The sequence below is a fragment of the Anaerovibrio lipolyticus LB2005 genome, from assembly GCF_000621545.1.
Taxonomy (GTDB): Bacteria; Bacillota; Negativicutes; order Selenomonadales; family Selenomonadaceae; genus Anaerovibrio; species Anaerovibrio lipolyticus_A.
This window is the reverse complement of the sequence record NZ_JHYA01000002.1, coordinates 25423-40342: the sequence shown is the minus strand read 5'-3', so window position 1 is coordinate 40342 and position 14920 is coordinate 25423. Positions and strand designations below refer to the sequence as shown.

At 45.2% G+C, this 14920-nt stretch carries 9 protein-coding genes and 1 riboswitch; all 9 genes read right to left on the bottom strand.

What is annotated here, in order from left to right; translation table 11 throughout:
• Positions 1–5 precede the first annotated feature (5 nt).
• Complete coding sequence (locus T355_RS0101935) at positions 6–1511, bottom strand: acetyl-CoA hydrolase/transferase family protein (protein ID WP_027396270.1); 1506 nt, start codon at positions 1509–1511, stop codon at positions 6–8.
• Between the two features lie 290 nt (positions 1512–1801).
• On the bottom strand, positions 1802–2368 hold the full coding sequence (locus T355_RS0101930; RefSeq protein ID WP_027396269.1) for a peptide-methionine (S)-S-oxide reductase: 567 nt from the start codon (positions 2366–2368) through the stop codon (positions 1802–1804).
• Positions 2369–3562, bottom strand: coding sequence for a methylmalonyl Co-A mutase-associated GTPase MeaB (gene meaB / locus T355_RS0101925; RefSeq protein WP_027396268.1), 1194 nt, complete (start codon positions 3560–3562; stop codon positions 2369–2371). It abuts the gene before it with no gap.
• Positions 3563–3574: 12 nt separating this feature from the next.
• Complete coding sequence (gene scpA, locus T355_RS0101920; RefSeq protein WP_027396267.1) at positions 3575–5776, bottom strand: methylmalonyl-CoA mutase; 2202 nt, start codon at positions 5774–5776, stop codon at positions 3575–3577.
• Entirely contained in the window at positions 5776–7977 is a 2202-nt protein-coding gene (locus T355_RS0101915; protein ID WP_027396266.1) for a methylmalonyl-CoA mutase family protein, read from the bottom strand. The genes scpA and T355_RS0101915 overlap by 1 nt, the downstream gene beginning before the upstream one ends.
• A 226-nt stretch (positions 7978–8203) precedes the next feature.
• Positions 8204–8393, bottom strand: a riboswitch (cobalamin riboswitch).
• A gap of 232 nt (positions 8394–8625) precedes the next feature.
• On the bottom strand, positions 8626–11271 hold the full coding sequence (locus tag T355_RS0101910; RefSeq protein WP_027396265.1) for a calcium-translocating P-type ATPase, PMCA-type: 2646 nt from the start codon (positions 11269–11271) through the stop codon (positions 8626–8628).
• A 29-nt stretch (positions 11272–11300) separates the two neighbouring features.
• A complete protein-coding gene (locus T355_RS0101905; RefSeq protein ID WP_027396264.1) occupies positions 11301–11975 on the bottom strand; it encodes a TerC family protein in 675 nt (224 codons plus the stop codon).
• Positions 11976–11978: 3 nt separating this feature from the next.
• Positions 11979–13199 carry an O-antigen ligase family protein gene (locus T355_RS13220; RefSeq protein ID WP_051555315.1) on the bottom strand — a complete coding sequence of 407 codons (1221 nt, stop codon included), beginning with the start codon at positions 13197–13199 and terminating at the stop codon, positions 11979–11981.
• Positions 13200–13440: 241 nt separating this feature from the next.
• Complete coding sequence (locus T355_RS0101895; RefSeq protein ID WP_027396263.1) at positions 13441–14886, bottom strand: bifunctional folylpolyglutamate synthase/dihydrofolate synthase; 1446 nt, start codon at positions 14884–14886, stop codon at positions 13441–13443.
• Positions 14887–14920: the final 34 nt, after the last annotated feature.

Here is a 14920-nt window from a genome sequence, read left to right as displayed (position 1 = left end):
TCCTATTATTTCTTCATTGTGCCTGTTTTCATAAATCTTTCATGCCAAGAAAGTGCCTCATGTAAAATGTGTGGAGTATGAGCACTCTTGGTTTCTGCTAATGCTCTTTCATAATAATCCATCAGCATAGGCTTGAAGTCTGGATGAGCGCAGTTCTCAATAATAACCTTTGCGCGCTGACGTGGAGACAGGCCGCGAAGGTCAGCCAGACCCTGCTCAGTAACAATGATATCTACATCATGCTCAGTATGGTCAACATGAGAAACCATAGGAACAATGGAAGAAATCTTGCCATCCTTTGCAGTAGATACAGTAAAGAATACAGTCAGGTAAGCGTTGCGGGCGAAATCACCGGAACCACCGATACCATTCATCATCTTGGTACCCATGATATGGGTAGAGTTGATGTTGCCATAAATATCTGCCTCGATGGCGGTGTTCATGGCGATTACACCGATACGACGTGCAACCTCTGGGCTATTTGCTACCTCCTGTGGACGAAGCACAATATGCTTTCTGTATTCCTTGATATTAGCATAGAAACGCTTCAAACCTTCTGGGGATGGGGAGAGAGAGGTGCCTGATGCAAAATTCAGCTTTCCTGCATCAATCAAGTCAAACATACCATCCTGGATAACCTCAGTATAAACTGAGAGATCCTTCAGATCAGACTCAACGAATCCGCTAATAACAGCATTAGCAACAGCGCCTACACCAGACTGCAATGGCAGCAGGTTCTTAGGCATGCGACCAGCCTTTACCTCTGCATGGAGCAATTCGATAAAGTTCTGGGACATTTTGCGGGAATTCTCATCGATTTCACCAAGTGGACGAACCTTGTCGGTAATATCACAAGGTACAATGTACTTGATCTTGTCTGGAGAACAAGGAATATAAGGAGTACCAATTCTGTCATTAGGCTTAACAACAGGAATTGGGAGACGATTTGGTGGATCGAGAGGAACATATACATCATGCATACCCTCCAGCTCCAATGGCTGAGAAGTGTTTACCTCTACGATAACTACATCTGCAGTCTGAACATAGGATGCAGTATTACCCATAGAAGTAGTAGGAATGATGTTACCCTCTTCAGTAATGGCACAAGCCTCTATGATAGCCACATCAATCTTGCCGCCTAAATATCCATAGCGAGCCAGCTGTGCAGACTCGGACAGATGCAGGTCAGCATACTCAATCTTACCGCTATTAATAGCGTTACGCATATCCTTGTTTGTCTGGTATGGCATGCGGAATGCAATACCATCAGCTCTTGCAAGACATCCGTCCTCTTCATCACCGGTAGAAGCGCCGGTCCAAAGGTTAATCTTGAAATGCTCCTTTTCCATGCGAGCAGCCAAAGCCATTGGAACAGCCTTTGGGTAACCTGATGGTGTGAAGCCTGAGGTACCAACGTTCATGCCAGGCTTAATGAAGGCAGCTGCCTCCTCAGCAGTTACAATCCTGGACTGTAATTCTTTGTTGCGTACCCTGTCGAGAATGTCAATCATCGAAAATCCTCCCCTAAAGTCACATTTCTGCAACTCAAAATTTTCTGTGCGAGACGTATTATCTTTTTCCCCTGTGACTGGTGATTATAACTTAAGGTTATAATACGCTCAAACCATAGTTATACGTTCTCGCATATATACATTATACATCACTCAAAGTCTACCACTCCAGATGCTTTCAGTCAAGAAAAGTTGCAGAAATTGTCATACAAATAAAAGGGATAGCTTACGCTATCCCCTTCTTATTGATGAAATTTTCTGTCAAAAGCAGAAGTATATTCAGCTATTATTCAAGAATTAATATACTCCTTAAACTTTTGGATATCAATTTGCCTTGGAGCATCCGGATTCTTCTCAAAATAGTCCTGATGTGTCTCCTCCGCCTCTACAAACGTCTTTATTTCTTCGGATTTAACAAACAATTTCCTCCGTTGCTTCTGATCGCTTACAGGGTCGTTAATCGTCAGATTACTTTCGGCTACTGCCGGTGGGTTGGTTCTATTGGCCATGAAGTTCAGATGAAGCTGTATTTGGGGTAAATCTTCAGGAGTGTTGTAGTATACTCCACACATAAACATCGGACCAATTAAGTCACCTTGACGATTTTCACTGTAGGGATCAGCAACAGAAAAAAGAATGTCCAACAAATAAGAAACGTCTGTCTTTTTCGGATTATATTCCACGCAAATGCCCATCAAAGCATCTACGCGCCCAGCTGTCACAGATTCATAATCCACAGGAGTTGATGCTGGATTAATATAACCGCATCTCACATTGATAACACCAGTCAATTCTTTAAAAACTGCCTGTAAATCATGAAAGCTGCCACCGGAGAAATAAATTTTCTTGGTATACATTTATGACTTCACCTCGGCTTCCGGATGGAATATATCCACTTGACGGCGGGCTGCCATGTCCACATCAAACATATTAACCAGTTCCTTCACCGCCTGGGTTGGTGAAATTATTCCGTTGAGTACAGCATCCTTGACCTCCGGCATTCTGCCCGTTATAACTGGATCATCAAAGAACAGACTATGAAGGTGTTCATCAATCATGCTGTACATCCATTCCAAAAGCTGACGATTGCGGCGCTTATTGAACACACCGCTTTCAGTTGTCATTTCTTTAAAGGCCTGTATCACCTTCCAAAGCTCTGGAATTCCATACTTTGTATAGGCTGAACACATATAGGCATGGGTTGGCCAGCCCTCTGTTGCAGGACGGATGTATTCAATCATCCGCTCATATTCGGCTCTGGCCACCTTGGCCTTCAAGAGATTATCTCCATCTGCCTTATTAATAACTATAGCATCTGCCAACTCCATGATACCCTTCTTGATCCCCTGAAGGTCGTCACCAGCACCTGTCAGCACCACCAGCATGAAAAAATCCACCATGGAGCGTACTGTGGTTTCGGATTGGCCTACGCCAACAGTTTCGATAAGAATAATATCATAGCCTGCAGCCTCGCACATCAGCATAGTCTCACGACTTTTTCTGGCGACGCCCCCCAATGTCCCCCCCGCAGGAGAAGGCCTAATAAAGGCCTCCTGACGACGGGAAAGTGTGCCCATTCTTGTTTTGTCGCCCAATATTGAGCCCTTGGTAACAGAGCTGGTTGGGTCAACGGACAAGACAGCCACTCTATGGCCAGCATCACAGAGCATATTACCGAAGGCCTCGATAATGGTACTCTTGCCAGCTCCCGGCACACCTGTAATACCTATTCTAAGTGCCTTTCCTGTATGTGGTAAAAGCCTTTGTAAAACCCGCTGTGCCTTGGCAAAATGCTTGGAATTATTACTTTCAATGAGAGTTATAGCCCGGGATAATGTCATACGGTCCCCTTTAAGAACCCCATTGACATAATCATCCTCACTTAAGACCAGCCGCCGTTTTGGTTTTGTCTTACCACTTAATAAATTAGGGTTGATATTGCCAACGGTGGTGTCCTTTATCCCCTCTATGCCGCCCATAACACTGCAGGCGAACTTTTCATTGGGCTCATCAGGAACCCAGCTTGGTTTTGAAGTGGTGTATTTTGCCATAACTCGTCACCATTACTCCTCTGCTAAATCTTCCTTGGCTCTTTCTATCAAAAGGGTCAACAGCTTTATGCCCGCCTCAGGAATATTGGTTCCTGGTGCAAATATGGCCACTGCTCCGCTTTCGTACAAGAAGTCATAATCCTGTACTGGGATAACGCCGCCGATGCAAACCATGATATCATCACGGCCCAGCTTTTCCAGCTCCTGAACCAGCTGTGGAAGGAGAGTATTATGACCAGCGGCCAAAGAGCTGAACCCAACCATGTGAACATCATTATCGACGGCATCCTGTGCAGTTTCCTCCGGGGTTTGGAAAAGAGGACCTACATCAACATCCCAGCCCATATCGGCGAAGGAAGAAGCTATAACCTTCTGGCCTCTGTCATGACCATCCTGGCCCATCTTGGCCACGAAAATTCTTGGACGGCGACCAGTAAGATTTTCAAATTCATCAGCCATTTCACGGGCCTTCTCCAAAGCACTCTTATCGGTAAACTCAGAAGAATAAACACCGGAAATGGTATGGATAACAGCCTGGAAGCGGCCAGATACCTTCTCAACGGCATCGGAAATTTCACCCAATGAAGCATGGGCACGAGCAGCATCAACAGCAGCTTCAAGGAGGTTACCATTGTCACGGGACTCTGCAGCCTTTGTAATACCCTCAAGGCAACGGCGAACATCGTCATCATTACGTTCAGCACGGAGCTTTTCCAAACGCTCGATCTGGGCCTGACGTACAGCGGTATTATCAATGGCCAAAATCTCCAGTGGATCTTCCTTTTCCAGACGGAAACGATTCAGACCAACAATGGATTCATTACCAGAGTCAATCTGGGCCTGACGGCGGGCAGCAGCCTCCTCAATACGCATCTTAGGAAGACCGCTGTTAATAGCCTTAGCCATACCACCCAGAGCCTCAACCTCCTGGATATGAGCCCATGCGCGACGGATAATTTCATTAGTGAGAGCCTCCACATAGTAAGAGCCGCCCCATGGGTCAATGATCTTACATACGCTGGTCTCATCCTGAATGTAAAGCTGTGTATTACGGGCAATGCGGGCGGAGAAGTCAGTTGGCAAAGCAATGGCCTCATCCAGCGCATTGGTATGGAGTGACTGAGTATGACCAAGGGCTGCACCCATGGCCTCCATCAATGTACGGGATACATTGTTAAATGGATCCTGGGCAGTAAGTGACCAGCCGGAGGTCTGGCTGTGGGTTCTGAGAGCCATGGACTTGTCATTGGTAGCACCGAAGGACTTAACAATCTTTGCCCAGAGCACACGAGCCGCACGCATCTTGGCAACCTCCATAAAGTAATTCTTACCAATAGCCCAGAAGAAGGAGAGCCGTTTAGCAAAGGCATCTACTGGAAGGCCAGCGGCCACACCAGTACGGATATATTCAAGACCATCAGCAAGGGTATAACCCAGCTCAATATCAGCAGTAGCACCAGCCTCCTGCATGTGATAGCCGGAAATGGAAATACTGTTAAACTTAGGCATGTACTTGGTGGTATATTCAAAAATATCACCAATGATACGCATGGACATTTCTGGTGGGTAAATATATGTATTACGTACCATAAACTCCTTAAGAATATCATTCTGGATGGTACCAGCCATTACGCTCTTATCTACGCCCTGCTCCTCACCGGAGAGAATGTAGAAGGCCAAAATTGGCAATACCGCACCATTCATGGTCATGGATACGGACATCTGATCAAGTGGAATACCACTGAACAGAATACGCATATCCAAAATAGAGTCAATAGCAACGCCGGCCTTACCAACATCACCCAAAACTCGTGGGTTATCGGAGTCATAACCACGATGGGTTGGAAGGTCAAAGGCTATGGACAGACCCTTCTGACCAGCAGCCAGATTTCTTCTGTAGAAGGCGTTTGATTCCTCAGCAGTGGAGAAGCCTGCATACTGACGAACTGTCCAAGGGCGGAATACATACATGGTGGAATATGGGCCACGAAGGCATGGTGGAATGCCGGAGGCAAAATCCAGATGATTCATGTGCTCATATTCATCATAGTTATACAGCGGTTTTATAGGAATATGCTCCATCGTTTTGCCAGTCAGCTTGTCGAAATTGGCACCGGCAGCGTCCTCAAACAGCTTACGCCATTCTTCAGGGCTTCTCTCTGGAGCTTCTTTCAGATTCATGCTGGTAAAATCAGGATTGTTAAAAGAAGCCATCACTCAATCATCCCTTTCTTCTTCTGCAGTGCCTGCAGGATTTCATAACAATTTGCCTTGACAGAAATATACTTGTCAATTCCGGCATTATCATAAGTTTCCTTAAGGTCCTTAGGGGCCTCGCCTGCCAGGAATACAGTGGCATTTGGCAACGCCTCATGGAGCATAGGAGCCAGCTTAGGCACAATATCAGGATAGGTTGCATCTGTGGAGCAGATAACCACTGCATCAGCTCCGGATTCCTTGGCAGCAGCTGCGGCCTCTTCCTCTGTAGGGAAGCCGTTATTGCCCAGAACCTCAAAGGCACCAACCTGCAAGAAGCCAGTGGTAAAGTCTGCTCTTGCCTTGTGCTGTGGGATAGGGCCCATATTAGCCAGGAAAATCTTAACATTATCGTCATTCTTTTCCTTGTAGGCCTCTGTCACCATGCGAAGAGCCTCATAACGCTCACTCCAGCGATGTCTTTCTATTTTTTCAACTTCCTCAGCGTTTTCGGCGCATTTTGGACAAGTCATGGCACTTCTCAGCTGCTCAATGGTTGCACCAGCCTTGGCTGCCGCGATAACAGATTCCATAGAGCCCTTTTCATCCTTAATCTTGGCCAGTGCCTCATCACAGAATTTAGTGTCGATATCATCAAGATATGATGATATTTCCTCTGAACGCAGCTTCTTATTCTCCCCAAAATCCTCTGGTCTAGGGTCAAGGCGAACCTCTGTCATATTAGGATACATATTGGAACCAACAATACGGTCTCGACGAAGCTCCAGCTTCTTGAAGCGCTCGGCCAAAATAAGACCAATCTGCTCCTGAGGGTAACCCTCCTTCAGAGCCTCAACAATACCGCCCTTGGTTTCAATTACTTTGAACTCGTCCCAAATCTTTTCCTTTACCTGCTTGGTAAGGGTCTCAACAGCCCAGGAGCCGCCAGCAGGATCGATTGGCTGAAGTAAACCAAACTCCTCCTGAAGCATAATCTGAACATTTCTGGCAATACGGCGGGAGAATTCATCCCCCTTGCGGATAACCTCATCAAATGGAGGATTTTCAAAGGAATCCAATCCCCCCACAACCCCTGAGAAAATCTCCGAGGTATTACGCAGCATATTTACATAAGGATCGTATACAGTCTTGAAGAAACGGGCCGGACGGGCATGAACGTACATCTTCTGAACTTCAGCACTGCCTCCAAAGGCCTCCACAATCTGGGACCATATTGGACGTACTGCTCTCAGCTTGGCAATCTGCATAAAGAAGTTGGCGCCCATGGAAAACTCAAAGGCCACCTGTCCCGCAGCCTCGTCCACAGTAAGTCCCCGCTCCAGCATTGCCCTGATATAATCAGTGGCTACAGCCAGACTGTAGGCAACCTCCTGAATATCATTGGCACCACCATTGCTGAACACATCACTTTTTACAAAGCAAGTCTTTACACCAGGGGCATTTTTGATAGCCCACTTGGCAGCTTCATAGGCCTCGTCATAGAGCTTTGCCAAAGACTGTTTGTTTTTACCGGTTGCCACCAGTTCTCCCACTGGATTGGCACCAATAATTCCCTTAAGGATATTGGTTGACTGCCCACTAGACTTTAAATCAGCTGCCACCATGGACAGCATAGGCACAGCAGATGCTCCTGCATAAATGTAGATAGGATATTTTTCCAGCTTCAATCCATCCAACAAATCATGCACATCCTGCAGTGTGGTTACACTACAGCCCTCATCACCTGGCTTATCTGTTTCTCTGGCATCCACACAGGAAATAGTAGCCTTATCGAGAGTTATATTATAAATTGTTGACCCCCTGTCAATTTCATGCTTCAGAAGCTCATTGTTCTCCTTAGGCATGGTTTCATCACAGGCCTGAGCGATACCCCATGGAGATTCTATGTAGCCGTTTGGCTTTGCACCCCTCATAAAATCATCCATGCCAGGGAAGGATTTCTTTGGCAGGATAGGGTCAGTATCCTTCCTGAAATACATTGGAGAAAATGTAATACCCTCATAGGTTTTTGTATACATTTTCTTTTCGAATGGAGCACCCTTCAACAGGGCAATGCATGCTTCCTTCCACTCATCATAAGTAGGCGGTGTAAATTCGTCCAAAGGCACGTCAGGAAAATCAGTAACCTGCTCAGCCTTTTTCAGAATGGCCTGAAGATCCAGCTCTTCTTGGGCCTGACCGCTTTTCTCCTCATTCATTGAATTTACCTCCTTCACACAAAGTCATAAAAAAACCATCTGCCTAGAGTGTGCAGATGGAGATGATGGTGTGAACAGTGTCCCATAAAATAAAAAACCGACTTAAATAAATAAGTCGGAGATTGAGACCAGATATTCCATCCATCATAGTTCCATCCCCTACCCATCGCTCGCAGGTACAAGCATTCTTTATCAAAGGGTTGCTGGCAGCCCTTTGAATATCGCTAACGGAAATGATAAAACAGGCAGTTCTCCTGGCTCTGGATCAATGCTTGGTACGCCTTCCCAGATTACATTACCCGTAACCCAGTGACATAATTGTACCTCGCTCCCCATTACAGTGGCGGGACCGCTCCGGCTTATACCGGATTCTCTATTAAGTCTGATAGACAGACACCTGTCCTCACTCTATTCAATTTAATCTCATTCTAAATCGTTATATATTAATTGTCAATGCACAAAGGGCATATTTGTATGACAATTATTACAAAATATGCCTATGGTGACACTAATATATCACCATAGGCATACCTACTATCTCATAATAACGCCATTGTTCATGTTTTTCTTCCCTAGAAGAAAAACTTCCAATTAGCGTTTCCCTTTCAGGACTAGCTTCGCGTCGCAACGAGGTGGAATGGACCTTCTTCACCTCGTTATTATTCTTCTTATAACGTCTACTGGTATGACCAATATTGCCATGAAGGCACATATAAGCCATGTCTTTAAGGAAAGGGGCTCAACGCTTAAAACCTCGCCGCCGAATTCCACAAATACCCATTGCATGGCAAAAATAGCAAAGCTCACCAACAAAAAGGTATTATTACGGCCCAGATGCTCAAATACATTAATATGATCCGTACGGGCGTTAAAGCCATTAAAAGTAATGGCCATCATAAAGGTGGCAAAAAGCGCCGACTTCAAATATGTTACTGTAACATCTCCAAAAAGTGCCCTTACCGGTTCAAAGAACAAAATGCTCAGACAAATTACCGTAATAACCAAAGCATTAATAATGACCTGAGTAAGCATTTTTTTAGTAACAATATTCTCCTGACGGGCCACCGGCTTTTCCAGCATATACTCCTGCAAAGCTGGCTCACTTCCATAGGCAATAGCCGCCAAGGTATCCATAGCCAAGTTAATCAGCAATAACTGTATCACTGTAAGCACGATGTTTTCTCCCAGCATTGGTCCCAAAAAGCACACCAGTACAGCCGCCACATTAACCGTCAGCTGGAAGATAAGAAATTTTCTGATGCTCTTAAATATTGAACGGCCATATAGAATTGCCTTAACTACAGAACGGAAGTTATCATCAAGAATGGTAATATCTCCCGCCTCCTTGGCTACCTCTGTTCCACTTCCCATGGCAAAGCCAACCTCTGCCTTTTTTAGTGCAGGGGCATCATTTACACCGTCGCCAGTCATGCCCACCACCATGTCTAGCTCCTGAGCAATATTTACCAAACGACTCTTGTCAGTAGGCAAGGCTCTCGCCACCACCCGAAGCTGAGGTAATATTTTCTTCAGCTCATCATCTGACATTTTCTTCATTTCACCAGAGGTCAGCACCACATCATCATCAGAGTGAATAAGGCCGGATTCCTTGGCTATGGCCACAGCAGTCTCCCGCTTATCACCAGTAATCATAACCACCTGTACTCCGGCATTCTGAACCTCGCGAATAGCCCCCATAGCCTCGGGGCGAAGGTTGTCACGAATACTGATAATACCAATCAGTGTCAGACTGCCTTCAGTCTCAGCCTCACCATTTTCATTGACATGTCCCGCACCATAAGCCACCGCCAACAATCGCATAGAGCGACCAGCCTGATTATCAATATATTTTTGAATTTCATTGATAGAATTTAACGGATGCAGGGAACCATCTGCTCCCAGATACTGATGACATTTTTCCAACAATACCTCCGGGGCTCCTTTAAGATAACAAATGCATTTATCATCTTCATTTACTGCCACTGCAGAATACTTGTCCCTGGAATTAAAATATTTAAAGCCAAGGGCCTCATCACGATTAATGGCGTCGGTCAGACCAGCATCCATCAATGCCTTGATTATGGAACGGTCCGTACTGTTACCGCCGATTACAGAATCTGCTCCCGGGTGGGCACTATTGTTAAGTCCAGCGGCTTTTATAAACTTGTTGATATATTCCCCTGAAGCCTCTGTTCCCTCATTGCTTTTCAGCTCAAGATTACCAATATGCTTTAAATGTACTAAATCTCCCAGTGCTATATCTACCACTGACAGCTTTCCCTCGGTAATAGTACCTGTTTTGTCGCTAAACAAGATACTCAAGCTGCCCGAGGTTTCAATACCATTTATTTTCTTGACCAAAACATTGTCCTTCTCCATTTTCAGACTCTGAACGGAAAGGAGCATGGAGGTAAGCATTGGCAAGCCCTCAGGAACAGCACACACAATAACAGTTACAGCTACAGTGACCGCATCAATAATCAGGCGCACCCAGCCCCATAAATTGTCAGGAGCCTCCCCAGTAACAAAGGTCTTTATGAGAATGCCCAGCACAATAGCAATTGCACCTATATAGCCAAAGGCAGAAATATGATGGGCCAGCTTATCCAGCTTCACCTGTAGTGGTGTCCTGCGGGCCGTAGACTGCGCTTCCAAAGCCAACTGACCAAACAGTGTTTTATCCCCCACTACACTGGTTTCCAGATATGCCTCACCACTGCACACCACCGTACCACGATAAGCATAATGTGGATTAAGCAAATCCTCCGCATCATAGCCATCACTGGCCTCATTATCCACTGGACATTTTAATATTTCCTCAGTCTCACCATTCAATACAGACTGGTCAATATGCACAGAGCCCTCAACCAACAATCCGTCTGTAGGAAGTCGGTCCCCGGCCTGTAAAAATACAATATCCCCAGACACCACGTCACTGACAGGAATCTCCGACAATTCGCCGTCACGAAGAACCTTGGTTATATCCTTGGCAGCTTCGTCATTTCGCAGGGTCACAGCTTTACCTTCCTGATTATATTCGCTGACAGAAGCAACGCCATTGGCGATAAGAATAGCCACCATTATTCCAACGGGCTCAAACCACTCCGCCTGGCCCATAAAATAAAGTACGCCCTGAATAATCAGAGCGACTAACAGAATCATTATCATGGGGTCCTTAAACCCCTGAAAAATCTTTTTAAACAGAGAATCCCTTTCAAGCTGAGTCAGAGAATTGCTGCCATATCTGGCCCGACGTTCTTCAATTTCAGCAGAACTTAAACCCATTAAGCTCATAAAACACTCCTACACACACAACACAAAATTTACTCTGGCTGAACCTGCTTCTTTTTGCTGTAACCAATAACACACACACCCACGGCCAGTACAGCAGGAATAATTATGGAAGCCATGGAACCCAAGGCACCCTCGATTACAGGACCAATGCTGGCATCGTGAACCAGCATGCTGCCACCTGTCCAACCTAAAATACCGGCACCAAGATAAATCAGCACTGGCCAGTTATCCAACAGCTTGCCAATAATCTGGCTGCTGCCCACAACGATAGGCACACTGATAACAAGACCAATTACTACCAACAAAAAGCTGCCATGGGCGGCACCTGCTACCGCCAGGACATTATCAATACCCATGGCCGCATCAGCCACGATAATAGTTTTCACAGCCCCGGCGAAATTATCTGCCTCCTCTACATGGCCCTCCTTGGCTGGAGCCAACAGCTTAATGGCAATCGGCAATAACAGCAGACCACCCAAAGCCTGTAGATATGGGATAGACAAAAGATAAACCGCCAGCAGTGTCATAATAATTCTTATGATCACTGCTCCCGCAGTACCTACCAAAACTGCTTTCTTTTTTAGCTCATCCGGGAGACGATGGGCTGCCATTGCAATTACCACCGCATTATCCCCAGCTAAAACCAGATCAAGTATTACGATAGAAAACAAAGCTGTCCAAAAATCCAATGTCATAATTGTCATTAATTATATCTTCTCCTTCATTACATACACTAGCCCGCAAATCATCCACAGGAACATGGATGAAGGGACATTATACAATACATCATCTGTAAGGCCATTAAGGGCTACAGACACCAACCCCAGACCCAAACCAAGCATCAGGCCCTTGGAGAATTCATCAGGCATAGTCTTTTGAGGATGCAGGGCAGTAATAGTATATCCCAAAAAGAATACCAAAAAAGCGCATCCACCCACAATACCAATTTCAGCAAGATAGTTCAGATAAATATTATGGGCATGAACCAAAGTCACACTGCCATCTACAATGTAGGTATCATAAATAGGATAAACCAGCGAATAGGCGCCACCACCAATACCAAAAAGGGGATGATCCAAAATCATCTGTATGGTGCTTTCCCACATAGCAATACGCATCTCGGATGATGTGTCCACAACTGTAAACATAGTGCTCATGCGTTCAAACAGCACCGGATTCAACAACAGAAATCCTGCCACCAGCACTGCCACTGCCGCCAAAATACGCTTGTCCTTCAATACACCATAACCAGCCATGATAACTGCGATGGTAAGACAGGCGCCACGAGCATAGGTCATGGCAATACATCCCAGGGTACAAACCATAGCTACCCCTAGTGCAATACGGATACGCTTCTCAGTCAGCGTACCAAAAAGCCCCAGGAGAACGCAAACCACTATATCCAGATATGCGGCCAATATATTGGGATTCTCAAGAGTTGAAAAGACACGCTTGCTAAGCTCCGGAAAGGCTTCACCATCGACCCATTTCATTTCCGAGGTATCAATACCAAAAATAAACTGGAAAAAGCCGTAGGCCACAATAATGGCTGCTGACGCCCCCAAAGAATAAGCCAGCAATCTTACCTGCCGAGGGGTTTCCATGTTTTGGGTCACCAGCACATAAGTCAATAAATAAATTATTACCAGCACAAACCATATCGTCAGCGTATACATCTTATCAGGTGATACTAATATTGATGCTGCACTGCACAACAAGTAAACAATAATGGGCCAATGAAAGGTGGTACGCTTTACATGGAAATCCGGATCCTTCCACCAGCGAAGCAAAAATAATGCTATGCCAATTCCCATGAATACTATAGCAACCGTTTGTGATAATCCGATGAAAAAAGCCTCCATCAAAATTGATAAATAAATTGTATCCTTAACGGCCCGAGATGATGCCAATCTCTTTAACCCACTCAACTACTCTCACCTCAAAAAATCTATAATCACATTCATATAATTATAACGCAGTTGTTCAAATTTTCCCATATTTATATGGGAAAATATTCCATATAGCGTTTCCCTTTCAGGACTAGCTTCGCGTCGCAACGAGTTCAGTTTTTATCTCGTTATACAAAAAAAAGAAAAAAAATGGAACCAAAAACAATGGTCCCATTTCTCTACACTTACTAACATTGTATAAATATCTGCACAACACTGTCTACTTTAAAAGAGTACGCAAATAACCAATAAGATACAGTGAACCGGCACATATCAGAATCATGTCTGCTTCCGCACCTTCACTTTCCTTTGTGGCATTTTCAGCCAGCTCCATACCGCGCTCCAATGCCTTTTGGGGATCGCCAATAGCCTCTTTGTCCTCGACCTTTGCGCATTCCAAAAGCTCTACAGGGTCTGCTGCCCTTTCTGATGAAGGCGTTGTAAAGATAACTCTGTCCTCAGGACGCAGAAGTAGCTCCAGCATACCTTCAAAATCTTTATCTCTGAGTATTCCAAGTACAAAAATCCGCTTTTTGTCAGAATAATAATAATCCAAGTTGTCCCGAAGGGTTCTGATGCCTGCAGGATTATGGGCACCATCGATAATCAGCTCATAGCCATTACGGGACATAACCTCAAAACGGCCTGGCCATTGAACACCAGTCATAGCTTTTCTCAACGCCCGTTGTGTAATACGCAAATCATTTACAGCCAGCAACATAGCTGCCGCAGACGCCAGACTGCTATTGCCCACCTGATGCAGTCCCATCAATGCCAGTTTATAGTCAAGTGAAGCCATCTGATCATTATGGGAAACAAATTCCACCAGCTGAGTCTTTACGGTATTTCCCTCCGATTCACATCGGCCATAAGGCAATGTTGACAGAGCCTCTATCTGTAAATCAATCATGGAAGGACTCATATTGCCCACGCTGGTATTACCTAAATTAGGTGGGATGCTAAGCTGCCCCAATGGTTTAATAGGTCTGGCTTCAAAATCCTTACCAGCAATATATATATCTGCCTTATTATCCGCAGCCACCCTTTGAATGATTTCCAATGCCATACCGTCTGCGCCAGTTATTACAGGCACTCCAGGCTTTATAATACCCGCCTTGTGCTTTGCTATGCCCTCCAAAGTACCACCACATTTATCTGCGTGCTCAAAGGATACGTTGGTAATGACAGAAACCTCAGGAGTAATTACATTTGTGGAATCCAGCAGACCACCCAGACCAACTTCAATAACAGCGTATTCCACATTTTCCTTCATAAAAATGTAAAATGCCGCTGCTGTCAGTACCTCAAACTGGGTAGGGTGCTCGTCCCCCTCTCCCACCATAAAGTCACAGAGGTCACTAACCACAGTAATAGCCGCCGCCATTTTTTCCCGGCTTATTTCATTACCGTTGATAACAACCCGCTCGGTGTAAGAATCCAAATGAGGAGATGTGTACATTCCCACGCTGATGCCTGATTTTTTAAGGATTTCCGCAAGCATACAGGTAACAGAGCCCTTACCATTAGTGCCGGTTATATGAACGGTCTTATATTTATTTTGGGGATTTCCCATCAATTCAAGAAGCTTTTTTATGCGCCCAAGGCCCAAGTTCATGCCAAAGACATTAAGCTCCTCTAAATATTGTAGTGATTCTGAATAATTCATAATATCCCCCTAACAGCACTACTAACCAAAAAGG